This is a genomic window from Bifidobacterium sp. ESL0745 (assembly GCF_029433335.1).
Classification (GTDB): domain Bacteria; phylum Actinomycetota; class Actinomycetes; order Actinomycetales; family Bifidobacteriaceae; genus Bifidobacterium.
Genome location: NZ_JAQTHX010000002.1, coordinates 98561 through 123932, shown reverse-complemented (window position 1 = coordinate 123932; position 25372 = coordinate 98561). Strand labels below are relative to the sequence as shown.

Annotated in this window: 18 protein-coding genes; 9 read left to right on the top strand and 9 right to left on the bottom strand. The window is 52.7% G+C overall.

What is annotated here, in order from left to right:
* Nucleotides 1-687: 687 nt before the first annotated feature.
* The gene (locus PT275_RS07450) at nucleotides 688-3699 is read left to right on the top strand and encodes a prolyl oligopeptidase family serine peptidase (RefSeq protein ID WP_348519521.1); all 3012 of its coding nucleotides are present in this window, start codon (nucleotides 688-690) and stop codon (nucleotides 3697-3699) included.
* Between the two features lie 43 nt (nucleotides 3700-3742).
* Nucleotides 3743-5188 carry an alpha/beta hydrolase gene (locus PT275_RS07445; RefSeq protein WP_277153764.1) on the top strand — a complete coding sequence of 482 codons (1446 nt, stop codon included), beginning with the start codon at nucleotides 3743-3745 and terminating at the stop codon, nucleotides 5186-5188.
* A 75-nt stretch (nucleotides 5189-5263) separates the two neighbouring features.
* Here PT275_RS07445 and PT275_RS07440 read toward each other — a convergent pair whose 3' ends face one another.
* Entirely contained in the window at nucleotides 5264-5500 is a 237-nt protein-coding gene (locus PT275_RS07440) for a hypothetical protein (RefSeq protein ID WP_277153763.1), read from the bottom strand.
* 688 nt (nucleotides 5501-6188) lie between these two features.
* Between PT275_RS07440 and PT275_RS07435 the strand changes: the two genes are divergently transcribed.
* Complete coding sequence (locus PT275_RS07435; RefSeq protein ID WP_277153762.1) at nucleotides 6189-7172, top strand: hypothetical protein; 984 nt, start codon at nucleotides 6189-6191, stop codon at nucleotides 7170-7172.
* A gap of 753 nt (nucleotides 7173-7925) precedes the next feature.
* Nucleotides 7926-9137, top strand: a complete 1212-nt coding sequence (locus PT275_RS07430) for an aminotransferase class I/II-fold pyridoxal phosphate-dependent enzyme (RefSeq protein WP_277153761.1) — start codon at nucleotides 7926-7928, stop codon at nucleotides 9135-9137.
* A 168-nt stretch (nucleotides 9138-9305) separates the two neighbouring features.
* On the opposite strand, the gene PT275_RS07425 is transcribed toward PT275_RS07430, so the two are convergent.
* Nucleotides 9306-10307: a ketopantoate reductase family protein gene (locus tag PT275_RS07425; protein ID WP_277153760.1), complete on the bottom strand. Its 1002-nt coding sequence runs from the start codon at nucleotides 10305-10307 to the stop codon at nucleotides 9306-9308.
* Nucleotides 10308-10717: 410 nt separating this feature from the next.
* Between PT275_RS07425 and PT275_RS07420 the strand changes: the two genes are divergently transcribed.
* The gene (locus tag PT275_RS07420) at nucleotides 10718-12706 is read left to right on the top strand and encodes a Dam family site-specific DNA-(adenine-N6)-methyltransferase (protein ID WP_277153759.1); all 1989 of its coding nucleotides are present in this window, start codon (nucleotides 10718-10720) and stop codon (nucleotides 12704-12706) included.
* Between the two features lie 104 nt (nucleotides 12707-12810).
* Here PT275_RS07420 and PT275_RS07415 read toward each other — a convergent pair whose 3' ends face one another.
* Complete coding sequence (locus PT275_RS07415; protein WP_277153758.1) at nucleotides 12811-14550, bottom strand: restriction endonuclease FokI C-terminal domain-containing protein; 1740 nt, start codon at nucleotides 14548-14550, stop codon at nucleotides 12811-12813.
* A gap of 22 nt (nucleotides 14551-14572) precedes the next feature.
* On the opposite strand from PT275_RS07415, the gene PT275_RS07410 reads away from it, so the two are divergent.
* On the top strand, nucleotides 14573-15163 hold the full coding sequence (locus PT275_RS07410) for a TIGR00730 family Rossman fold protein (RefSeq protein ID WP_277153757.1): 591 nt from the start codon (nucleotides 14573-14575) through the stop codon (nucleotides 15161-15163).
* 225 nt (nucleotides 15164-15388) lie between these two features.
* Here the strand turns inward: PT275_RS07410 and PT275_RS07405 are convergent, their stop codons facing one another.
* Both PT275_RS07405 and PT275_RS07400 read right to left on the bottom strand, forming a co-directional pair.
* Nucleotides 15389-16123: a CPBP family intramembrane glutamic endopeptidase gene (locus PT275_RS07405; RefSeq protein ID WP_277153756.1), complete on the bottom strand. Its 735-nt coding sequence runs from the start codon at nucleotides 16121-16123 to the stop codon at nucleotides 15389-15391.
* A gap of 197 nt (nucleotides 16124-16320) precedes the next feature.
* Complete coding sequence (locus tag PT275_RS07400; RefSeq protein WP_277153755.1) at nucleotides 16321-16962, bottom strand: TetR/AcrR family transcriptional regulator; 642 nt, start codon at nucleotides 16960-16962, stop codon at nucleotides 16321-16323.
* A gap of 177 nt (nucleotides 16963-17139) precedes the next feature.
* On the opposite strand from PT275_RS07400, the gene PT275_RS07395 reads away from it, so the two are divergent.
* Entirely contained in the window at nucleotides 17140-18435 is a 1296-nt protein-coding gene (locus PT275_RS07395; RefSeq protein WP_277153754.1) for a hypothetical protein, read from the top strand.
* Between the two features lie 128 nt (nucleotides 18436-18563).
* On the opposite strand, the gene PT275_RS07390 is transcribed toward PT275_RS07395, so the two are convergent.
* A complete protein-coding gene (locus PT275_RS07390) occupies nucleotides 18564-19217 on the bottom strand; it encodes a TetR/AcrR family transcriptional regulator (RefSeq protein WP_277153753.1) in 654 nt (217 codons plus the stop codon).
* Between the two features lie 222 nt (nucleotides 19218-19439).
* On the bottom strand, nucleotides 19440-20174 hold the full coding sequence (locus PT275_RS07385) for a winged helix-turn-helix domain-containing protein (protein ID WP_277153752.1): 735 nt from the start codon (nucleotides 20172-20174) through the stop codon (nucleotides 19440-19442).
* An 89-nt stretch (nucleotides 20175-20263) separates the two neighbouring features.
* Here PT275_RS07385 and PT275_RS07380 point away from each other — a divergent pair, with 89 nt between their 5' ends.
* Entirely contained in the window at nucleotides 20264-20857 is a 594-nt protein-coding gene (locus PT275_RS07380) for a flavin reductase family protein (protein WP_277153751.1), read from the top strand.
* A 200-nt stretch (nucleotides 20858-21057) separates the two neighbouring features.
* Here PT275_RS07380 and PT275_RS07375 read toward each other — a convergent pair whose 3' ends face one another.
* Together PT275_RS07375 and PT275_RS07370 are read right to left on the bottom strand one after the other, a co-directional pair.
* Nucleotides 21058-22188, bottom strand: coding sequence for an alpha/beta fold hydrolase (locus PT275_RS07375; protein ID WP_277153750.1), 1131 nt, complete (start codon nucleotides 22186-22188; stop codon nucleotides 21058-21060).
* 325 nt (nucleotides 22189-22513) lie between these two features.
* Nucleotides 22514-22852, bottom strand: coding sequence for a hypothetical protein (locus PT275_RS07370; protein WP_277153749.1), 339 nt, complete (start codon nucleotides 22850-22852; stop codon nucleotides 22514-22516).
* A gap of 49 nt (nucleotides 22853-22901) precedes the next feature.
* Between PT275_RS07370 and PT275_RS07365 the strand changes: the two genes are divergently transcribed.
* The gene (locus PT275_RS07365; protein ID WP_277153748.1) at nucleotides 22902-25217 is read left to right on the top strand and encodes a bacterial Ig-like domain-containing protein; all 2316 of its coding nucleotides are present in this window, start codon (nucleotides 22902-22904) and stop codon (nucleotides 25215-25217) included.
* Nucleotides 25218-25372: the final 155 nt, after the last annotated feature.

The following is a 25372-nucleotide window of genomic DNA, read 5'->3' as shown; positions in this document are numbered from 1 at the left end:
GGGTACCAACAGCGTTAATTATACACGGAAGTCAAGGGTAATGGATGGGCCATTCGTACACGGAAGTCAAGGGTATCGGACAGACCGGGCATACCTGGGAATCGGGGGTATCTGACGGGCCACTCATACGCAGGGATCAAGGGGATCTGACGGGATCTGCTCATACGTGGAATTGAAAGGTGTCGGACGAGCCGCCCATACGCGGGGTCAAGCGCACTCTTCAAGCGTGGTAACGCGTTCAGGAAAGCTGAACCGACTATACGCGGAATTAGGGTAACGAATCGGCCGATAAATATATGTAAACGCGAATGCGAAATACGCGAAGTTGATAAAAGTGAGCTCAATCGCATATCTAGAGAGCTGCAATGTGCATGTTTTGATGGTGGCATTGGAAGGCTCGCTCACACTAACCCATGGTTACCAATACTGTACGTATTTCCATGGTTTCTTTTGGTAACCATGGGTTAGTATGAGCGTGGTTTCCCTATAATCAAAAATATGACTTTGAATAAGACTGAAAATATTGATGATTCGCAAGCGCAGGCGATTGCGGAGTTTCCGGGGCGCAAGGCGCGGACGTTGCGGTTTACAGGCGGGGCCCCGCGGGCGGCGAATGCGATCGGCGATGGGTCACGGGTGCTGTTTCTGCGTTCGGACGGACCGGAGGATCTGGTCACGTCGCTTTGGATGAGTGTGATTGACAGTGACGGGTCGCATCGTGAGGTGCTTTTGGCCGACCCGCGTGAACTGCTCGCTGACGCTGATAATGAGGACGTGCCGGCTGAGGAAAAAGCGCGGCGCGAGCGTGCCCGCGAAGGAGGGCAGGGCGTCGTTTCGTATTCCGTTGACAGTGCGGGAAAACGCGTGGCTTTTACCATCAATGGCCAGTTATTTATCAGCGAAATCGACGAAGATGGCGATGGCGCTCACACACGACAGATCATGATTGGCGACCGAGAAAATGATGATGACAAAGTTTCATCAGATCGATTGGATGGTGCGCATTCCGCCGGCTCGGTTATCTGTACTGACGATGCTGATGCTGGCGGTAAAGGTGGGTTTTATAAGAATGGGCGTGAATCTTCTGGTGTCAACGACTCATCGTCCAGCAGCAAATGGCTACCTGTGCTGAATCCGCGGATTTCTCCGGATGGAAGGCATATTGCCTATACGACCGGTACGCGGCTGGTAATGGTGGATATTGCCGAATGGGATGACGGTGCTGAATTTGTTGCAGCGACTTTAGACCCGGATGTGAACGAAGCCGGCTCGGACGCTGGAAATGGTGCTGACAGCGACGTCACGCGAGCCGTCAGTGGGAATTCGGCGAGCGACCGAAATAATGGTGGTGTTGCAGCGCGGCATTTGCGCAGCCATGGGCCGCATCCGCACACCTGCGCGGCTGAAGCGCAGGAAGCTTACGGAGCTGGAGGCGTCAATGATACCAACGTTTCCGGCGACAGATTCAGTACGGTGTGGAGCGTGGGCAACGACACGAGCGGGACGCTCAAAATCGGACTGGCTGAGTTTGTGGCAGGCGAGGAGATGGACCGCTATGACGGCTTCTGGTGGGCTCCCGATTCACGCGGTCTGCTCTTCGAAATGTATGATAGTTCGCCCGAACCGATGTGGTATATCAGCGATCCGGCGCATCCGGACAAACCCGCGGCCGGACGGCGTTACGCGCGTGCGCTCACCAAGAACGCCATCGTGCGGCTGATGCTGGCGCATCTTGAGTTTGGGAAACCAAATGACGCTGCGGACGACGGGATTGCAGATGGCAATGACAGGTATAACGATGTCTACGACAATGGTGTGAATAACGGGAATGGTTATGACGACCAAGGCGTCGGTGAACAAGCCGAAAGCGGCGAAGGGACTGGCGCAACGCATTACATCGGTTGTGATGTGCAGAACGTGTCATGGGACCGTGAGGCTTACGAATACGTGGCGGCAGTGAGCTGGGAGGCCAGCCACGAGCCGCTGGTGTTGGTGCAGAACCGTCGGCAGACGCGCGATCAGGTGCTGGAAGTCCGGTCTGACGGCCGGACCCGCGTTCTGGAAGAGCATGCCAACGATCAATGGATTGACCTTGTTCCTGGCACCCCGGACTTCACACCGGACGGGCGTCTAGTCTGCGCTTTAAACGATATGGACACCGATACGAACCGTCTCGCGGTCGATGGGAAACCGTTTACGCCGGTCGACTGGCAGGTGCGAACGGTTCTTGACATCAGCGATGAGAACGTGCTTGTAGTGGTGCAGCGTACGCCGCATGAGGCCGTGAAGCCTGTGAATGGGGATGTCTCTGGTTTGTCGGCTGTGTCAAGGGCTGCGAAGATGGGGGTTGGCGTCGCTGAATCCGCGGTTGCTGCCACGTCCGAATCAGCATGCGCTTCTAGTGGCATTAATTCCGGCATTGGCCGTGAAGCTATGGAAATCGCTTCGGAACGTGGTTCGCTTCCGGCCGTTCCTCTGGCTTGGCGGGGTGATGAGGCGTTGCATGATGCCCGCAGTTATGACGTGGTCGCCATCGATTTCGATGGGAATATTACGCCGGTCACCGCGGTTCCGGGTGTGTGGAGTGCAAGCCGTGCAGGCAATGGCATCGTCGTATCCGGCCACGATATGGCTCATTCGGGTTCGATGATGGTGCATGCGTTGGCGGCTGATGGCGGTTCTTCGGCTGGCACTGGGATTGATGAAGCCGGTCGTGGTATCGGTGATCGTGGTGAAAGTGAAGACGGGACCGCCGATAATTGTAGCGAAAATAACGATGAGCAATGTGCGGATAGAGAAAATCAGGTCAATGGGAACAATGCTGTCAATCCCAATGATTCCAGCAATAGATATGCCGACAGTATGCTGACGAATGACTCTGGTTACGCAATCGAGGCGTCTATCGCCAGTCATGCCGAGGCTCCTGGTTTTACCCCGAATACCGAGTTCGTGCGGCTGGGTGAGCACCGCCTGTTCACTGCGATTACGCGGCCGAGCGCTTCCAGCAAGTTCGCCGGCGTGGCCAAGCTGCCGGTGCTGCTGAAGCCTTACGGCGGGCCCGGTTTCCAGCAGGTCACCTTCTCGCAGGCCGGTTACAGCGAGTCGCAGTGGTGGGCGGATCAGGGCTTCATCGTGGTCACCGCAGACGGGCGCGGCACCACCGGCCGTGGGCCGAAGTGGGATCGCGAGATTTTCGAGAATATGAAGGACGTGACGCTGGCCGACCAGGTCGAAGCGGTACGAGCCCTGCCAAACGTCGCGCCCGACGCCGACATCGATCACGTCGCGATGATCGGCTGGTCGTATGGCGGGTTCCTTTCGGCGCTCGCGGTTCTCGACGCCCCCGACGTCATCCACGCGGCTTGCGCCGGTGCGCCGCCGACGGAATGGACGCTTTACGATACGCATTACACCGAACGTTACCTCGGCCTCGATCCGGCGGTCTACGAGCGCAATTCCATCGTTGCCGACGCCCCGAAGCTTACGCGCCCGCTGATGCTGATCCACGGATTCGCGGACGACAACGTAACGATCGCGAACTCCTTGCGGCTTTCACAAGCCCTGATGGAGGCCGGCCGCCCGCACACCTACCTGCCGCTCACCGGCATCACCCACATGACCAACGATCCGAAGGTCGCCGAAAATCTGCTCATCCTCCAGCGCGACTTCCTTTATGATGCGCTGGGGATAGGGAATTGAAATTATCGCCGAACGTGCCAGCGGGTGCGGATAAACTGACGGTATGCATATGCCGTTGATTGACGAGAACCATTACGCCGATGTGATGCGCGACACTGTGCTGCCGGCGCTTGCGAAATGCCGTGAGGAAGGCTGGATGTCGCCTGCCGGCGTACCGGACACCACTACGGTTTCAGCGCAAAGTGGCGTGTCGAATGGTGTCGCAAGCGATGTCGGGAATTCCGGTGCGAACGACAGCGCAATTGTTGCGTCGTCAAACGGTGACGTTGTGAATAGCAGTGATGGTGATAATCCTGATTCCCAAGTAGGTAACGCTGTTTCTGCCGATATTCCTGATATTCCCGGTGGTGCAGTGCCAGGCGATGTGTCTCAGCGGCCGCCTGATTCCGGCGCAGATTCCGTGGCTGCCGGGAGCAGCGCCACCCACGTTGGGATGGGCGACGCCGGGATTGGAGTCAGCGGGGCCGGCATCGACACCGGGCCGGATGAGGAGGAAGAACAATGGATTCTTCATAGCAAGCTTTTTGGGCTTCCGTCGCTCGCAGCGCCGCCGACGCCTGGCAAGTTGCATTACGTTTGTTTCGACGCACATAAGTTCGACGTTTTGAATGTTCCGGGTGCCAGCGCCAAGTTCCGCGGGTCGATCGTCTTTTCGTTTGGCTTCTCGGAATTCGCCGCCAAGCACGCCGAGATGACGTGGTATTTCCTGCTTGCGGGCTATTCCGTCTGTATTTTGGAGCACCGCGGCCATGGCTATTCGGTACGCGACGTTTCGAACCCATCGCTGGTCTGGATCGACGATTGGCGGCGCTATGTCGCGGATCTGGCCAAGTTCTCGCAGACCGTCGGGCGGCAGTATGCGGGCGACCAGCCGATGCATCTGTATTCGCACTCGATGGGCGGCGGCATTGCGGCGGCGGCGCTCGAAAGTTTCCCGATGCTCTTCGATCGCGCCGTGCTTTCCTCGCCGATGATCGAGCCGGTGACGGGTATGCCCAATTTCATCGCAGGCCCCGCTTCCTCAATCGCCAGCGCCATCGGACTTTCACGTCGCCGCGCCCCCGGTCAGACCGATTTCTCGCCGACCGTGAAGCTCAAGGGTTACGAGGGTGCGGAGCAATCGCGCGTGCAATGGTATTTCGAACAGCGCAAGAACGATCGGCATTACCAGACCAACGCGGCCACCCTCGGCTGGGTCCACCAGGCGCTCAAAATGTCACACGCGATTCTCTCACGCGAGGCCTGCTCCCGCATTGAGACGCCGATCCTGCTTTTCCAGGCCGGGCGCGACACCTGGGTGCACAACGCCGCTCAGAACCGTTTCGTCGAACGCGTCCGCGTCGAAAGCGGCGACGTGGTTCTGGAGCGCGTCGAGCCCGCGGTCCACGAGATCTTCAGCATGCCCAACGCCATCCTCGGTCCTTACATCGAGCGCATCATCGACTTCTATGGCGAATCCGTCGAAGACATGGTCGCCGAGGAGGAGTAGGGCGGGGAGGATTTCTTGCGCTTCGCTTTCGTGAAATGCAAGCTGTGTATGAAATGAGATAAATCGTTGCCGGAGCTAGAAAGCTGTTATGGTGACATTGATAATCGGGGTACCTGTGGTGCCGAGAAATGCACTGCGGCTGCGGTGAAAAGCAGTGAAAGCGGTTACGATTTGGTCGCTGAACAGCGGGTGCATCGTCGGGGTGCTTGTAGATGACGGCGTATCGTTGGTCCTGGGACTGTGTGCCATGCCGAGGAAGAGGCGCGCGCCCACATGGGACGGTGCGGCCCATGTTTGATTTAAAGTTTTCAACGGAATTTGATGCGGATTTGGCGGCGGGAGCGTATGCCTTTGCTGGTCGACGAATTGGCGGTGCAAGGTTGCGTGCTTGAAGGCTTATCATCTTCATCCGCTGAACAATCCCGGCGGTGTATATACCGGTTGTATGGAATTTTATCTGCGCGATGATGTGCTGGTGTATAGCCCTTTAAACCCGAAAAATATCGTATATGCTCGAAGAATTTGCACGCATGAGGAATCGGCGACAGGGCATTTTGGGAATAGCTGGCTGAATTAGCGTGCCTCTTTTCGTAAAGCGAAGCGGCCTTATTAAGTGTTCAGCCTATATGTGATTATGGTGCATTTTTATGGTGCATTTTGCGACGGTAGATCCTGCTTGCTTTACCGTAAATGCAACTTTTCCCGCACTAAGTGGGGTATATGTGCGGGAAACAACCCATTTAGCGTTTCTATTTGCGACTTTTCCTGCATAAATGTGTGTGGAGTGCGGGGAAAGTTGCATTTTAGCGGGTTTGGTGAGACGAATCCTGCTGCTAGTGCGGGGAAAGTTGCATTTGCACGGGTCGGGAAAGATGGTCTGGCTGTTGGTGCTAGAACAGCAACAAACCCGATTTGTCCACAACACGCCGAGACCCCGGACGTTCGACCACATAACCCGTTTTGGCTGGACTTTCGGCGAAAAGCGGTTTTGACTGGATGGATGGGAACTTATCGAGATGTCATCAGGGTGATTGCCCAGGCTGAAGCCGCGGAATGTTGCGCAGTCCCGACCGGCCGTGCCCAGCGCGATGCCATGCGTCGGCGTCAAGTTTCTGGCGAGTTGGTGAGTCCGTATCACCGTATCTACGCGCGAGCCGAGTGTTGGCGCGCGCTCAATCCCGAGCAGCAATCGCTGTATGTGATTAGGGCTTTGGCGCGTGTCCAGCCCACTTGGACTTTCGCCGGCGTGAGCGCGGCGGCGGTTTTGGGGCTCGACCATCCATGGAACCTGCATCGCGACGGACTGGTTTGGATTGCAACTTCAGGATCTGTTGACATCACGGGCGATTCACATCTGCGGCGAATATTCGTCGCCCGCTTGGAAACGCGTGCCGTGCAGGGTGTGAAAGTGACCAGCGTCGCGAGGACGTTGGTCGATTGTGCCCTGCGATATTCGTTCCGTGATGTTTTGCCCATGTTTGACGCGGCTTTTCGCAAGTATTCGATCAGCGAGGATTCCGTGCTGAAGGTTTGCGACACGGTGCGTGCCGATATCGGACCGGTGCTCAGGCTTATGTATTACGCCAATGCTGCCAGCGAGAACGGCGGTGAGTCGCTTTGCAGGGCCGTGATCATTGAGCATGGATTTGCGATTCCGCAATTGCAGCGGGTTTTCATCGATCCGGCGAATCGGCAGAATGAATATAGGGCGGATTTTACATGGCGATTTGCTGATGGGCGCGTGATCGTTCTTGAATTCGATGGCAACGAGAAGTACATTAATCCCGCTATGACGCGGATGCAGAGCACCGAACAGGTTGTGTATGAGGAACGGCTGCGCGAATCGGCCTTGCGCCGGGCCGGTGTTACGGATTTGATCCGCACGAACTATCGCGAGGTGCTCGGGCAAGCGGTCTTGGTGCATAAGCTTCTGGCTGCGGGTATACCGCTTGCGGATAGTGGATCTCGGCTGCTTGAATCGTGATTGCCGATAGGTAACTGGATGGTGACGCATGTTCTGAATGGCCTTCCTATTATTACCGCCATGCGTGGCCCGTTTAACGTGACAGCGAGAACCGCACTTCCTATTCGATTCAAGTACCTGCCATGCGTGGTCCGTTCAAGGTGACAGCGGGGGAATCCCGCGCTTCGGCTCTGTATGCCGTCGCGTGCACTGCTTACTTGAATTTGCTCGCTACCATGTACTGCCTGCTGGACTTGGGCGCCACTGCGTACTGCTTGCTGGGCTCGGAGCGCTGCCGTTCATTTTCCGCTCGCTTCGGAGCGCCACCGTGCGTGGCCTTTTTTCAGGTTCATGCTCAAAGAGTCGGGAGGCCGTTAATGGCATTCCAGCGGTGCCTAGGCGTGATGTGCTGGAAAAGTCGCATTTAGGAATGCCGGATGCGTCTTTCCCCGCAGTAAGTGGGGTATAGGTGCTGGAAAAGTCGCATTTAAAATTGCAGAATGCGCTTTTACCAGCACAACAACCCCACTTGCTGCTGGGAATGTCGCATTTTGCTCATCCAGTTAGTGGGGAATGGGCTGATTAAGGCTGGCAAGTGATTCCACGTTTTGGGAATTTACCGAACAGGCTGCCGAAAATATCACGAGTGATCCATTATCCGTCTCATGGACACGGGATTGTGGCATTTCATGGCAATTGGCAGTTGTAGAGTGACATCATACGGACGCAATAGCGCATGTACGATAGCGGGGCGCTGTATATAAAGGAGCAGAAATGAAATACGATTTCACCTCGATTATGGACCGGCACGGCAAAGACGCGATCGCCGTCGATGGGCTGGGTGCGGCGCCCGGATTTGCGCCGGATCCGCCAAAGGACGGGTTCGACGTGATCCCGATGTGGGTGGCCGATATGAATTTCCCCACCGTTCCGACGATTCAGGACGAGATCATCAAGCGCGTGAAGCACCCTGCGTTCGGCTATTTCAGCCCCACCGACGAGTATTACAATTCGATTATCGACTGGCAAAAGACGCGTAACGGCGTCACCGATCTGAAGCCTGAGGATATCGGTTATGAAAACGGCGTTTTGGGCGGGGTCATCTCTACCGTCACTTCGTTCGCGGCACCCGGCGATTCCGTGCTGCTGCATAGCCCGACCTACGTCGGCTTTACCAACGCCATCGAATCCAACGGCTACCACATCGTCCATTCGCCGCTCAAGCGCGACGAAAACGGCGTGTGGCGCATGGACTTCGAGGATATGGATAAAAAGCTCAAGGAAAACGACATCCACGTCGCCGTCTTCTGCAGCCCGCACAACCCTTGTGGCCGCGTCTGGGAGCGGTGGGAGATCGAAAAGGCGATGGAAGTCTATCGCGAAAACGATTGCGTGGTTATTTCCGATGAGATCTGGTCCGATATAATCCTCGGCGACCACAAGCACATCCCGACCCAGTCGGTGAGCGAGGACGCGCGCAACCGCGTCGCCGCGATGTACGCACCGAGCAAGACCTTCAACCTGGCTGGTCTTGTAGGGTCGTACCACATTATTTACAACAAGTACCTGCGCGACCGTGTCACGTCGAAGGGCGCGAAGCCGGAATACAACGCCATGAACGTGCTGTCGATGCATGCGCTCATTGGCGCCTACAAGCCCGAAGGCCACGAGTGGGTCGACGAGCTGCGGCAGGTGCTCACCGGCAACGTCGATTACGTCTGCGACTATTTCGCCGAGCATTTCCCGGAGGTCACTTTCGGCCACCCCGAAGGCACCTACATGCTCTTCCTCGACTGCAGCGCTTGGTGCGAGGCCCACAACGTCACGCTCGATGAGCTCTTGAAGCGGGCGTGGAACGTCGGCGTCGCCGTGCAAGACGGCCGCCAGTTCAAGGCTCCGTGCGCGATCCGCATGAACGTCGCCCTCCCGCTTTCCCGCGTCAAGGAAGCGATGGAGCGCCTGTCGAAGTACGTATTCGTCGACTGAGGCTTTAATGCCAAGCCGGTGATTGTTTGTCCGTTCCGATATAGAAAACCGCTACCAGGTTATCTACTTGGTAGCGGTTTTCTATGTTAGAGCGAGCTGACCGTTGTCTCGTTTTGCTGGTTTGCCCGTTTCGCAAAAGTGTCTTGGGCCTAAGGGCAAGAGAACCGGTTACTTGGCTGCCTTGGCCTTTTCGGCGGCTTCCTTCTTGTGGATCTGGAAGGCGAGCTCGGCGACGTGGACGCCGTGGGTCAGGAATTCCTGGACGCGGCAGGGGCAGTCGTTTTCACGGCCGACCTTGGCGAGGTAGCCGTTGATGTAGTCGACTTCGGTCTTGCGGCCGCGCGACATGTCCTGATACATCGACGGATAGTGCAGCGGGTTGGCGACGCGGCTGACGTAATCGACTTCCTCAATGGCTGCGGCACGGGTCTGGATGAGTTGGAAACCGGCGCGCTCGCAGGCGTCGTAGGCCTCGTTGATCAGCTCGGTGGCCATGTCCTTGTAGCCGGGGTACGAAACGAACTGGCCCATCGTGATCTGGTACATCGTGCACAGCGAATTGATAACGGAATTGAAAATGACCTTTGCCAGGCAGGTACCGCGGAAGTTCTGCGTGATCTGCGGGTGGAAACCGGTTTTGTCGAGCTCGGCGACCATCTGCTTCTCGATGTCGGTGACCTCTTCGGTCATCGCGCAGATGTGCATCGTGCCGGCGTCGAGCTTGCCGATGAAATCGACGTCGCCGGGGCCGTTGAAGACGGACGCGACCATGGCGGTGCCGCCGTAAATGCGCTCTTTCGGGAAGTATTTGAGGATCTTTTCGAAGTGGCCCCAGCCGTTCATCGCGGAAAAGACGACCTGGTGATCCTTGAAGATGCCGGCATCGGCGCAGCGCTTGAGGCGTTCTGCCAGTTGCATCTGCTTGACCATGATGATCCACACATCCGGTTCGTGCCCGGTTTTGGCGTACTCTTCGGGAGTGTAAATATCGGCTTTCACCAGGTGGCGGTTTTCGTGATCGTTCGAAACGTAGACGCCGCCCTGCTCACGGACCTTGTCGATATTCGGCATCCAGGTGTCGACGTATTCGACCGGCTGGCCGGCGAGCTCCTGCAGCACCACGCCGTAACGATACCCCATGGCTCCCGCGCCGATGATTCCATATTTCATGATTATGTCCCTTCTTGTTTGTCCCTTTTGGGTCTCGGCAGGGGCCGCAAAATCTTGTGGACAGCATCGTGCGGTATTGCCGTTAATTCGCAGTATGCGTGACGGCAGTAAGGTCCTGCGGATTCATTTCGTAATGTGGACAATCTTCAAAGTGGTTTTGAGACGACAGTGGATAAAGCGACAATAATACAGTGTCTAATTAATTATGTGTTTGCCTATCCTGTTTACGGTTCTGCTTGCTTGTTGGAAAACTGAATATGGCAATAGCTTCAAAGCATGAATGTCGGATTGTGAGAGACAAGTACAAAACGATTTTCTTTTAGTACAAGCATATATTTTACAGTGAGACTTTGTACGTACATCAAGGTAACTTTGGAAGAAGGATGTAATAGGATGTCGAGGTGATTATATTGCGCTATCTTGGTGGTAAAAGTAGATTACTTCCTCAAATTGACGAGTTGTTGGCTTGTCATTTAGATGGGGATGAACACAGCTTTGCCGATTTGTTTGCAGGGTCTTGTGTTGTCGGGCAATACTTTAAACCGAAATATACTATCATTAGTAACGATATACTCAATTTTTCTGAAGTTATTTCACGCGCCACAATCAGTTTGAATGTCCGTCCGTCTTTCAGCAAGCTTGTTTCGCAAGGTGTGAAGGATCCGTTTCAGTTTTTGATGACGACAATGCCTGATAATTATCCGGGCAGTTTTATGACTGAAAATTATTCGCCAGCTGGGTCCGCTGGACGGATGTTTTTTACTGCTACCAATGCTAGGAGAATAGACTATACCAGGGAAACAATAGAGTCGTGGAAGCAATCCCGGCTAATTGATGACGATGAGTTCTATTACTTATTAAATTCGTTAATTCAAGCGGTTCCTTATATTTCCAATACTACTGGTACATATGCCGCCTACTTAAAGTCGTGGGACAAGCGCGCCTTCAAAGATTTGGAACTTATTCCTGCGAAATTGTATAACAACCACCAAGTTAATTATACATACCGCATGGATGCGCTTTTACTCGCGGAACAGATCTCGCCAGACATAATATATATTGATACGCCTTATAATAGTCGACAATACAGCTCCAATTATCACCTTCTTGAGACTCTTGCACTGTGGGACAATCCGAAGTTACACGGGAAAACCGGGCAGAGGGACCTCGATGAGGCAAAATCCGATTTTGCGGTAAAAGCTAAGGCTGAAGCCGCCATGGAATCATTATTGAAAAGACTATGTGCACGGCATGTAGTTGTCAGCTATTCGACGGATGGTATCATCTCGATTGATAGCCTTCAAGCATTGTTGCGCAAATATGCGATTGACGGGAAGCTTGATATACGTGAGATTTCGTACAAAAAATACAAATCAAAGATTGTTAATCCTAAAACAAGTGTAAAGGAGATGCTTTTCTATTTCCAGCCTAAGCGTCAGCCAGCTCACGATGATTCACCGATTGTAATCCACAATTCCGTTTCAGTGAAAGGAAAGATGGATACAGTTAAAAGACTGGATAAAAAAATCGGCATCCATGCTACGGGTAAGGAATACGGTTTTATTAAAAGTCCTTTGAATTATATTGGCGGCAAACATAAATTGCTCCCTCAACTGTTCAGATTTTTCCCCAAGACCAGCGATGTCTTCGTTGATTTGTTTTCCGGAGGAGCCAATGTCGGGATCAATGTGAATGCCGATCGGGTTGTCTTCAACGACATCAACACAAAAGTGAATGAAGTTTTCCGCTATTTTCAAGGGAAGGATCCGTCTGAACTAATCGCTGAGATTCGAGATATTATAGGTGAGTGGGGATTGACAAAAGAAAACAGAGAAGCGTTTATCGATTTTCGGGAGCACTATAACGAATCTGGCGATCCTCTGGAACTTTACGTCTTGACTTCGTATAGCTTTAACTACCAAATGCGTTTCAATAATAATCTTGAATTCAACAATCCTTTCGGATATCGGCGCAGTCATTTTTCCAACCGAATGGCTGGCAACCTTGTCCGTTTTGTCAACAAACTCAATTCGATTGATGCCATTTTCCAGGATCTGTATTTCACCAAGGTCGATACAAGCCATTTAACAGAGCGGTCTTTCGTATATGCCGATCCCCCTTACCTCATTACGACAGGAAATTATAATGATGGGAACCGTGGGTTTGTCAACTGGACGCAGAAGCAAGAGCACGAACTTTACAATATGCTTGATGCTTTGGACGGCAGGGGCATTCGATTTGCCATGAGTAATGTTCTTTCCCATAAAGGGGCGGTTAACGAATCATTGCAGCAATGGTCGAAGGCTTATAACGTTCATCATATTAACGCCAGTTATGCGCATTCGTCATATAACACCAAGCCAGCCAGAAGCGATGAGGTGCTGATTACAAATTACTGAATAATTTTCCTGTTGCTGTTGTATCGGCGTTCTGTGCAATACAACAGCAACAGGGAAATTATAAACAGAATAAAGAAGTTAACTGCCTGTCGAGCTGCAGGCGGCTATTGCCTTTGGCTGAGTATTATTTCCTGGTTGTTGATTCGGGAGGGAAGCTCATCAACGGAAAGCTCGCCTTTTTGGATGAGGTCTCCGCCGATCAGCATCTCTTTGACAGTAAGTGCCCCACCAGTGGATCCTGACTCTCTGGCAACATAGCCTATTTGTTCTGCAAAATTTGCAGTGAACGTACCAGAAATCCAAACAAAATAATATTGGTCTTTTGCAATATCGTCATATTCAAATTTATCCCACCATGCTGTATGGTTTCTTTGTGTACTTCTACGTTGGTTGTCTTGCACATACCTCAGCATTTCGTCTGCTTGTTTGATGTTTTTCCCATAACCATTTATGTATGCTTTGGTATCGATGATCAAGCCAAAATTATGGTTGTAGGCGATAACGTCAGGCCTGCGTCCACCTCCCAAATGAAAAGCTTTTAGTCCATAGACGTTTTTGAAAAATTCTGCCGTGAGTTCTTCAAGGTCACGGGATTTGTGAACGCCGTCCTGCGTATAATCCAATAGCGCATAATATTTTTCATCGAGACTAGTTCTTTCCAAGATTGTGTTTTTCTCGTCGGAGAATGCCTGTGCCTTGATCTTTTCCGTAACATTGATTGCCGGAATGTCCATAGGTTCAAGCAGATCCTTAAGTACTAGGCGAGAGTAATCATCCGAATGTTCTATACGAATTCCGCAATTGATGAGGCCGCGCACATCTGATTTGATGATTTCTGCCCCGTCGTTGAATCCTTGTGAATTAAGCTCATCCATAATGCTTCTCAAGGAGTGGCTGTTGCCTAACAAGACAAGGATTCGAGCTCGACGTGTCCTGATGTAATCCTTATTTGGTATTGCCGTTCCCAATGATTCCCAGAGGACTCTTTTCGCTTGTCGCGGATGTCCTCCATGGCCAGTGCTGCTTGTGAGAGAGCTTATTCCTTTGGCAGTAATTTGATAATGAGGGAAAACGGTATCGGAATCATTGTCTATTCTTTTTGCCAATCTTAGTCCAATAAGCCAATTGACGATGCCACGGGCGTATTTGTCACTTGTACCTTCAGTATTGGCCCGTATATCTTTTTTCTCACTATCTGAAGCCTGCTGGTACCATTCAAGCATGAGATTCTCATCGTAAGAGGTGAAGCCCGCCTCGCCGATGAAGCCCAAATGGGAACCCAAATCGAATTTTGTGTGTTCATTGCCATCGCTGAGCAGGGCAAGTATCCGTGTGGCTGGTGCGTAGCTCATCATTGCGGCGGTGAGAATATCAATATACTTCTGTGAGTTTTGTTCTGCGCGGCTGAATTGCCTGCCGAACGAGGTGATGGTGAACGAATCATGTTCGCGGTTATATTTGAAAAATCCGAGACTTACTGCCCATCTTAAAAATCCGTCGGCGGACCAAGTGTCAATCCAATGTTTGTGGTTGACCTGATAACGTTGTGGGGTTATGGCGACCCGCAGGAGGCCGTCGGCGACTGATTCCTGACGAGTCTTCGCGGAGGCTCCGGTTTTGTCCCGGTTGGTGCCTACCAACTCTTTATAGGTGAAAGTTGACTCACTTGAGTCGAGCTTTCTTTGCAATGTATTTTTCTGTGCCGGGAATGCGATATAGCGCTGTATCCATGAGTTTTTCAGTGAATCATAGGTTGGTGATTTCGCGTCAAGTGCTTGGACCGCGAGTTGTAAATTCTCGAATTTGCCAGGATTCTGTATCCAACCGAATGTTCTAGATTGCATAATATAATTGTAGGTTATGGACATGGCAGATGAGAACAGAATGAAGATTACGGTGTATTGTGGCGCGGCAAGCGGGGATGATCCGAAGTATGCGGCTGCGGCGAAGCGGCTTGGCGAGTGGGTCGCGGCGAACAACGACGAGCTGGTGTACGGCGGCGGCGGCGTCGGGCTGATGGGCGTTGTGGCGCAGGCGGTGCTCGACGGTGGCGGGAAGGTGCATGGCATCATGCCGCAGATGCTCATCGACCGCAACGCCGCGGCGAAAGGCCTGACGACGATGGAGGTCGTCGATGACATGGACGAGCGCAAGCGCCGGATGATGGAGCTCGGCGACGTGCTTATTGCCTTCCCTGGCGGCCCCGGCACGCTGGAGGAAATTGCGGAAGCGATTTCGTGGTCGCGCATCGGCTTGAACAACAAGCCCTGTGTGCTGTTCGACTTGGACGGGTACTGGCGTCCGTTGGCGCAAATGTATGACGTTATGGTATCAGCTGGTTTCCTTACTGCCGCTGACCGTTCCAAGCTGCTGGTGACTGATTCTGTCGACGAGATCACCCGTTTCGCTGCTACCTATCAGCCTCCCAAGGTCCGCACGTTCCCCGAACGAAAGTAGGTTGCCGGCCGCGTGCCGACAATGTTCGCCCGCGGGGTGATGTCGCTGATTTGATAATACGAAAGCCTTCGAACCGTTGATATCAATAGGGATTCGAAGGCTTTTGCATTCGTGTTGGTAAGGCCAGGAAGAATTTGCGTTATTGCAAAATACATATTGATCGACTTCTGGCATACGCAATATCAGGGTCTAGGTATGGAACCGGCGATGGTCAGCACAGAAGGTTTATTCCTTGGCTAGCTTTGCCGTTTCGTTTACGTGCTTACGGGCGGGCATGAAGGCTAGCAGCAACACCGCGGGGATGAACCACGCTGCAGACATAACCACAATTGCTCTCCAGTCGCCCGATCGTGTTGGGCCGGTGATAGTGACTTGGAAATCAACGATGGCATGGACTACGGCCCCTAAACTCAGACCGTTGCTCAGTACCCTCAGGAACGAGAACGTGAGGCCCATCGCAAAAGTATAAAGCACTTGTTGCAATGTGGATTCCACGCTTTGGCCGACAGTTATGATATTCATCAGATGCATGGATGCGAAAATGGCGCTGTTCCCCAGCGAACTCCATAGCAAGGTGAAACGTGACCTGGCAGTGAACGCGTGAAAGATGTCGAATAGCAGGCCGCGAGTGAGGAATTCCTCGAAGATGCCTGCCTTACAGGCCGTGAATGTCATGGTCCAGAACGCTGATATCGAGGTGTCTAAGAGGTCGAAGACGCTAAGGGCGTTTTCGATTACATCGACGGCAAGAAACGTGAACGCTATCAGGATAATGCCGCAAGCCCAATAAAACACCTGTTTGACTCCGGATTGGCCTTTCATCACTGAAGGAACTGACACCTTTGTCGTCCTTAAAATGATAAAAACGACAACCGCTGTTGCAACGGCGTACACCAATCCCGCGATGGAATTTAACAATTCAGGTTGTTTCGGGATTACTCTGCCGATGGCATAGTACAAAACTATGATTCCTATGCACCAATAAATTTTATTACGTAACCGCATGATTTGCTCTAGGTCGAGAATGATTAATATTTCTAAGCTACCATCCGGTCAAAGGCCGAATATAGAACGAAAACTCTGTTTTCGTCGTAAATGGCGTTCAGAGTGCAACATCAGGGCAAGTGATTGTGACAAGTACTAAGGCAAATCATTAGTTAAGCCACATCCTTTTTGTCGTCCTTCCAGAAGTTCGTGAGACTGCCGTCGTGCATCGAATTCTTGAGATCCTTGAAGATTTTGGACACCATGGACGTGGCGTGGCCCAGCGGATGGTCCCCGAACGATTCAGGCCAACGTTCGAACAGCTCCGGCCATTGCCCGAACAACGTGAGGATGCCGCCGATCATAAACTCGAGCGCCGTTTCCGACTCCATGTCGGGCCAGGAATCTTTGCGCATGCCAAGTTCCTCTTTGGCCACCTCCATGAACAGGTTCTTGAGCAATCCCACAAGTTCGTAAGTGCCATGTGGCCCGGCGACAAGGCTCATCCGGCGGAAACGCTGCTTCAACACCGGTGATTGCTCAATCAGATGGCTTTCGGAGACGTTTCCGTCCAAAATCGCGTCCATGAGGTTGAATATCTCAGCGCGCTTGACCTCGTGGGTCAACGCGCTTTCGGCGAGCTCCAGGAGGTTGCTGTAATGGTAGTAAAACGATGTTCGGGCGACGCCGGAATGCACCAGGATGTTCTCGACGGTTATCCTGTTGTATGGTTTCTTCTCGATAAGCTCCCAGAAGACATTCTCCATACGCTCCACCGCATTGGGTCCAGCTTGATTTTTCCTTGGCCGTGCCATCGTGCGCCTCCTTGTAGTTACGGGCTGAGTCAGCCTTCAAATTTTGCTACGCCTATCTTGGCATAGATGAAATAGAACAAGTCATAGCGTTTCATCAGTTTTATCAAAATGAGATGTTCTATATCCTTTCCGATGGCTTACAAGGCAAAGGGCCTTGTACGAAATATGGAGAGGCGAATGAGCATGCGCAAAGAATTTGATTGGATGAAGCTCATACCTGTCGGGCTTGTGATTGTGATGACGTGCATGATGGCATTGTTTTTCTACCCGCTTGTCAATATGGATGTTACGGATATCCCGGTGTCGATTTATAACGAAGATCAATCGGTCGCTCTGCCTAACGGGCAAAGCCTTGAAGCCGGATCTGCAGTTGTTACAGCCATGAAAGAGTCTGCCAAGAAGCAGAATTCAGCCTTCAAGGTGACCGAGCTCTCAAGCCGGCGGTCCTTGGATCATGCCAAGGATGATCACGCTTTCTATGCCACCATTGACATTCCGAAGGATTTCAGCCAAAGGGAATTTTCCCTGAAAGTCAGTGATGCCGAGCAGCTTGTGTCGCAAAGCGCAGAGCTTTCGACGGTAAAGGAACAGGCGCTTAAGCAGGCTGAGGCACAGGGCATCAAGGGGCAGGCCGCGAACCAGCTCGTTGAGTCGGCGATGGTCAAGGCGGCTTTGGCCCAGCAGAACGCCAGGCCGGCCAAGAAAACTGCCGCCGAAAAAGCGGTGATGCCGACGATTCACGTGCAGGTCGACAATTCGAAGAACGTGATGATCGCGAACCTGTTGAAGGCTTCGATGGCGCAATCCGGGCTGAGCGACGAGAACACCATCGTCGATACCGAACTGGTGAATACCGGTGCCGATACAGGAGCGCAGGGAACGGTTGAAGCCATGCGCATGAACAGCATCGTCATCCCCATCTTCCTGATGTCTTCGCTTTCGGGCGCGTTCATATGCAAGGAGATGCGGCGCAAGCGCTATACGAGCCATACCCAGAAGTGGAAGAACATCGGCGTACAGGCCCTTTATGCCTTGGGAATGTCGGTATTCATCGCTTTGGGCATCGACCTTCTGCGCAAGATTACTTCGAACCAGTGGTTGCCCGGGCGAGGCGTCGGATTCGTGTGGCTGTCGAGTCTTGGCCTGACGTTAGCAGTTATGGGATTGGCGAACGTATCCCTGCCGCTGGGCATGGTGGCCGGAATCGGAACCGTGGGGCTTGGATTCAGTGTCGGCATGCTTCCCGGTGAGGTCCTGCCCGACTTCTGGAAGCACTGGGTGGTGTCCTGGGTGCCGCAGAATTTCGCCGCCTCTGGATTGCGTGACATTATTTTCAACAACGCCGGGTTCTGGAATTCCGGGACGAAAGGCTTGCTGATTATCGCGGCGTGCGGTATCGCGTGTGTCCTTCTGGCAGGATTGATGCCGTTGCGCGTGTACAAGAAGCTTGATCCTGCGGCGCTGAAAGCGTGACCAGCTGGCTTTTCGATAGTTCGATAGTCATTGTTTCGCACGTTTGCGCCACACTCTGTATAAATGCCGGGTTTGTCATGTTTCTGTATGATGAACCCGGCATTTTTGTCTGTTGGAAGATGATGTGGTTAACTGCCAAGATTGAGCTCTTGTTCTCGACCGTATCCCCGCCAGAAGCTTGCGAGACTGCCGTTTTTCAGCGACGACTTCAATTCCCTGAACACTTTGGACATCATTGAGGTCGCGTGTGAGAACAGGTCTCCGGGGAAGGATGCGGGCCAGCTTATGAAGAGACGGGGCCATTCCTCAAACATCGAGACGACACCACCGACGACGAATTCAAGAGCGGCCTCCGTCTCCATGTCCGGTGACTTGTCTCCCAGCCCAAGTTCAGCGCGGGCTATGGTCATAAAACATTTCTTCATCAATTCAAGGAACCTTAACGTACCGTTAGGGCCCACAATGAGTTCGAGTCTTTTGAATCGACGGTTGAGCACTTCGGGCTTGGCCGCTGGTATGTCATCCAACGTGTCGCTATTTACGATTTCATGGATGAGGTCAACCATGTCCTTGCGCATGCATTCGTGCACGATCGAGTTTTCCGCCAACTGCTCAAGATTGCAGTAGTGGTAATAAAAAGTTGTTCGTGATACTTCGGCTCGGACCAGTATGTTGTCGACGGTGATTTCACTGAAAGGTTTCTGATCCAATGCTTTCCAAAACGCATTTTCCATACGTTCTATGGCGTTTTGTTTGGGAAAAGAATTTTTAGGTCCAGACATACTCCTCTCCTTTGTGAAATAGAACATACTATTTAAACATTTTTCATATTAATATGTGTCACATTGTGTTAGCTAGAACAAACGTTGTTATTTTGTTAACAAAAACGCATTACATAAAAGGATTGTTTTTCATTGAAATATGGTTTAGTCCAAAAACTATGGCAGATAGCTTGCTAAAGATGTGGTTTAGGGTATTTGAGGGGAAGTGGGCTTGGTTGAGCGTTAATCCATTGACGATGTATCAAATCCTAGGGAATCAGCGAACCAGGCACGGCCTGCTTGGGTTACTTTGAGTGCGCGTCTCGGCTCATAACGGGTTACGGCACCGATTTCCAACAGGCGGGAACACATCGCTGCGCCATACGTTCCAGAAAGATGCGGTCGTCGTTCGGTCCAATCTAGGCATGCTTTTACACAAGGTGAGGTTGACAGTTTGGGCCGTGTGCTCTCGAATATATTCGCCGCGAACCAGCTTTTGCCATCTTTGGTCAGTGAGAATCCACCATCATTGACGGCGATGAGCCCCTTATCGATCATTGCATCGGCAATCGCGACGCCGAGATGCCCGGCGATGTGCCGGTAGCAGGTCCGTGCCCGCCTGAGCCTCGCGTCGGCCCGGACCTTTCGGTATCCGACTTTCGGTTCGAGTCTGCAGCCCGACATGCATCCCAGGGTCTCAATCGCGTCGGCCGCTTGCCTGCTGGAAAGCCGGTAATAACGGTGCTTGCCTTGCCGGATTGCGATAACCACACCGGCATCTTGGAGATGGCCGAGACATGAGCTCATAGCCGGCGCGCTCACTCCCACTGCGTGGCGCAATTCCGTGGGGGTCCACGCGCATCCGTCCATCAGTGCGTCGCACACTTCCGCGCGGGTTCGGTCTGCGAATACGCTTGTCAGATCGCTGATGCCGCCGGCCATGCCGACGCGCCCGTCATATTGACTGATTTGAGACATGCTCACCTATCCTACCGGCGCGTCACTTGCCAAAACGTGCCTTTTATATTTCCATACTGATGGAAGCGATCATGTGGCATGATGCCAACATGACTCAACAACATAATGAAGATCAACATGTCGTCATACACCCGCAAACCCTTTATTTCGGCACCCCGATAGTGCTGCTGTCCACCCTCAATCCAGGCGGATCGACTAACCTGGCTCCCATGAGCAGTGCGTGGGCTTTGGGCACCACCATCACGCTTGGTATGAATATCGGTAGTCGTACCGCCTTGAATCTTAAGGATGGCAGCGATCTTGTGGTCAATCTGGCAGACCAGCACTTGCAAAAGCCAATTCAGACGCTAGGCCAACTCACCGGCAACTCGGCTGGCAGGGCCGGACACCTCCACGGCACCGTACCCTGCCACGACAAGTATGCAGCGGCCGGACTCACGCCGCAGCCTTCCGAACTTGTCAAGCCCGATCGAGTCGAGGAATGCCTCATTCAGATCGAGTGCCATACGCTGAAAATCGAAAACGACACCGACAACCATTTCCTCATCATCCAAGCCCAGGCCCTCCGCGTTCATGCCGCGTCGAGTCTGCTGGACGAATCCGGTCGTATCGATCCGGAATTATGGAAACCGTTGATTTACGACTTCCGTCAGTTCCATACGATCGGGCCCAAGCTCGGCTGAAAGCCGGCAGTGATATTCCGGATGCAGGATCAAACTTGTTGCTTCCCATCGCTGCAACTTATCCACAATAGTGGCTTTCGACAGTGGCTTTATCAATAAAACGAAATTTTCCGCTCGCAAACTTGAAGTGAGCGGTATCCAAAAGGGCCGTGAACACGTTTGAAGACATGTGCACGGCCCAATTTGGGGATCGGCTCGACTCATTGCTCGGACTTGGTGAGATAGTTTCTGATCTCATTCATGGCAAGTGGCATGTTGCCTACTTGGCAATGTTCATCGGCGTTCTCTTCGGCCGTATATACGCGTGAAGCTATCGAGGCTGCATTTACCAGCTCGTTTTCGATTTGGCTGAGGCGGCTCAAAGGCACGTACTGGTCGTGTTCTCCCGCGAGCAGCAGGACGTCTTGGTTGATCAGCGGCCCCAAGCCGGAGAAGTCGAACCGCTCGAAGGCATACAGCATGTCATGAGGCGTTTTGGTGCCGGTGAGCAGGCAACCCTGCTGCAATTTCCATGCAATGTCGATATCCTTTTTGGTGGCCTCGTCGACAAGCCGGTCAATCGCTTTGGAATCGTGTCGTTTGACCAGTTTCAGGAAAGCCGTTGCGACTGGTTCTGACATGCGTATCGTGATGCCATCGAGGGCTCGGTAGAAAATGTCCATGGAAATGGTTTGGTCGATGCGCTTGTCGAAGGCCGCAGCTCGCAGCACGAGTAGCCCGCCCAGCGAGATGCCCATGGCCGCAGTGTGCTTGACGTTGAAGTAGTCCATGACACATCCGGTCGGCCTCTCCCACGCTGGGGTGAGGTGCGTGCCGCGCAGCAACGAGTTTCCCTGTCCGGGGCCGTCAAACATAATGACCGTATAGCCCGCATCCTGAATGGGCTTGGTCCATTTGACCAGTTCCTCAAGGTACGAGTCGAACCCGCCGAAGACGACCAGCGTCTTTTCCGAATCATTCCCGTTAACGCGTACCGCCGGAAGAAGCGTATCCTCATAAGGAATCTCGCGGCGGTCGAGATCGGGGCCCTCCCATCCCTTGTAAAAGTCTTCGCGGAAATGACGTACCAGTTTGTCTTTGCGCTGGAAGTCGTTGACCTGGGAGACATAGAATGCTGCAGCGGCATAGTAGCCGGATGCTATCGCGTAATCACCCTTCAATTCTCGGACGCTCGCCAAACCCTCCCATGCTCGGGTCCAGTTTTCAGTACTCGTCAGGTCCGGAACGATGCTATCGACGTCGTGCTTGACCTCCGGATCCGTGTCGTACCCTGGTGCGAATCGGTTGATTTGCAGATCGAACTGCCGGTTTCCCGTTAGTTTGTGAAACATGCTATTCCCCTCCTTTTGTGATTAGAAAGCTTGCAAAGGAATATAATGCCCCATCCCGTGGCAACGGTAAACACATAAAATCGTTTGTTTTATAGTAATACGAATGAAAAATTTAGAACAAAGTGCGGTTGCTAGAACAAAAAATTCCGCAAAAGTAATACTTTCTTAAAGGCAAATCGATAAATACGTCCGTAAAAATCGTTAAAACAAATCCAATAAAAAAATAATAATGAACGTGCGTAAAACCATTTTAGCATGGGCGTTGAAGGGATTTAAACCAAGGAAAGTCTAATAAGACAAAAGGTTTTTCTTGAGTTCCTTCATTTCAGATTGAAGAAAGGAAATACATGAGTATCCCTAGGAGAATAACAATTCCCATAGCGACGGCTGCCACAGTTGCCACACTCTTGGGAATGTTTGGAGTTGGGGTTTCGGCAAACGCCGAGAATGCCCCTGCCAGCTCGACAACACAATCAGTAGCACAGAAGCCGACGGCACAAGACGAAAATCCGGCAACAGTTTTTGGCAATACGAGGGTAAGTGTTACCAATACAAGTGCCGACAACCAGTTATTCAATGGCTTACAAGGCCAAGGTACCTCTTTCCATGTCGTTTTAACGTTGAACAATAACAGTTCAATCAAATCGGGAGATAAATTTGTCATTACGTTGCCGGGAGACGCTGTCAACTGGAACGGAGTGACATGGAACGGCATGACCGCGGCAGCAGTCGGCCAATTTGCCAAGGACAGCAGCACTCATTCGGTTACACTCACGTTTACCCGTGATTTGACAGGAGCCGGTTCGTTTGAATTCGATGTCAACCTTGCATTCCTTAACAAGGCAAACGATACTCAGACGGCTACGGCAGCTGCTGTAAGCAAGGACGGGACGACCACCTCTGTCAATGTGATTAATCCTCATTACCGTGCAGGATACATTACCCCTCCCTCGCTGACTGGAGATACGCGTGCCCAAGCTCCTGACACGGGTACATTGACCAACAAATTCCCCGTACCGAATAACATGCTTTATCGGGATACCAACTTCCCTTCCACCACGTACTATGCTCCGAATGAGCCGTACATGTCGATTTTCAATGTTATTGACCCTGCGGGCAGCACGAAGAACGATACGGGCCGTAGTTACACATTGAAAGCTTCAGGCGCTCTCGGTGGTACCGCATCACTCGACGTTAATGATTTCCGTTTCTTCTGGTTCAAGGATGACTCGAATTTGATGACGGCCACTGATCTGAAGAACTCGGCCAACATCACCACAACGAAGAACTCAGATGGTACCGTTACTATTTCAGTTCCCGATGGCGTTAGCGATACTTATCTGAGTGTCGTGGTCAAGGTTTCGACCCCCGTTGCCGGTTCACCTGCTTCTCCCGTGAAATATATCGTCAACTGGAAATACAACTCCACCAATAACAGTAGTGCCACTGTCAAGGATTGGACAGCGATGCTGACCTACCAGAACTCAGACAGTATTTCTGGATTCATTCCTTATATTGCGGCTAATGACAAAACAGTGAAACGTGGAACCGTCACGGGCGACCGCTATCAGTGGCTTCGTGATGGTGTCAACGCCAGTGATGTAGAGGATGGTGATGTTTCCAGTAAAGTCATCGTCAGCAATGATGGCGGTTTCGATCCGAACACCAACGGAACCTATACTGTCACTTACGCAGTCAAAGATTCTGCCAACAATACCGTGACCAAGCAGGTCAAGGTGACGGTGTATTCGGATGTCACGGTTCACTATGCCGATTCCGATGGCAATGCCCTACAGGGCGTGAAGAATCAGGACGGGACCGCTATCGTCAACCCGACCACGCTCAGCGGTGACGGCAAGGTCGGTCAGAATTACCAGATTCCCCAACCTGCTGTCGTGCGTACCTCGGGCAAGACCTATTTCTTCAAGGGCATGACCGGTGCGACTTCCGCGACTGGTACGTTCGGTGATGCCGGCCAGGCGACCGACGTGACGTTGAGCTACAACCTTGACAAGACCAGCGTGGTGGCAAGGGATGTCAATCTTATCGCCGGAACTGCGTATGATCCGTCGCTCGGGTTCGTTTCGGCCAGCGACAAGGCCGGTGCTGCGGTGGCGTTGAACAATGTCACCGTTGACGGGGCCAGTGCGGTCGACACTTCCAAGGCGGGTTCGTTCCAGGTGACCTACTTGCTCAAGAACTCGGCAGGTGACACGGTTTCGGCGGTGTCCAACGTGAAGGTGATTGATAACTCGAACGTGATCGTCAAGGACAGCTCGATCAAGCAGGGGGCTGCCTGGAAGCCGGAGGACAACTTCGTGTCGGCTAAGGCCGCCGATGGCACCGATGTGCCGTTCTCAAAGATGACGGTCACCGGAAGTGTGGACTCTTCCAAGCCTGGCGAATATGATGTGACCTATGCTTTGCCCACGCTGACTCGCGGCGAGACGGCATCCGAGCCTTCACATTCGGCGGTGGCTCATGTCACTGTGGTCAAGACCATGGCGGCAACGCCTCAGCCTGGCAACGGAGGCAACGGCAGCAACAGCGGCAATGGTGGTTCGAATTCTGGCAGCAATAACGGTAGCAACAGCTCGACTTCGGGCAACAACGTTGGCAGCAATGGCTCGAACAACAGTGGCAACTCCGGTAATGGCAACTCGACATCCAGCAACGGCGGCTCAACTTCCGGCAGCAATGCTGGCGGCACCTCAACGTCTGGCGCGTCTGCGAACGCAAATTCCGGCAATGGCTCGAACAACAACCCGGCGGATTCCCACAACACTCCAGTAAGTGGCAATCCCGCGGCTGTTGTTCCTGGCAACAATGCGAATGGCCAGGCCAACGCCTCTTCAGTAGCAACCAAGCCGGCTGCGGGTGCCGCTTCCAGTCAAGATGGCCAATCTGCAAAGTCAGCCAACGGTTTAGCGACGACGGGTTCGGATGTGATCGTGCCGATTGTCGTGCTGATGGTGTTGCTGGCGGCCGGTTCGGCGCTTACCGTGACCGTGGTCAGGAAGCGTCATTGATGGAAGATTGATTTCAGTCTGGCGATGAGGAATCCGTCAAGCTATAAAGACGGTTTTGTCTCGTCAGGCTGGGATCTTATCCCTCTTGACGAGAGCCGGCACGAAGGTGATTTACTTTCATACCGGCCCTGTATCATATCGAGAAAGGTCATTTT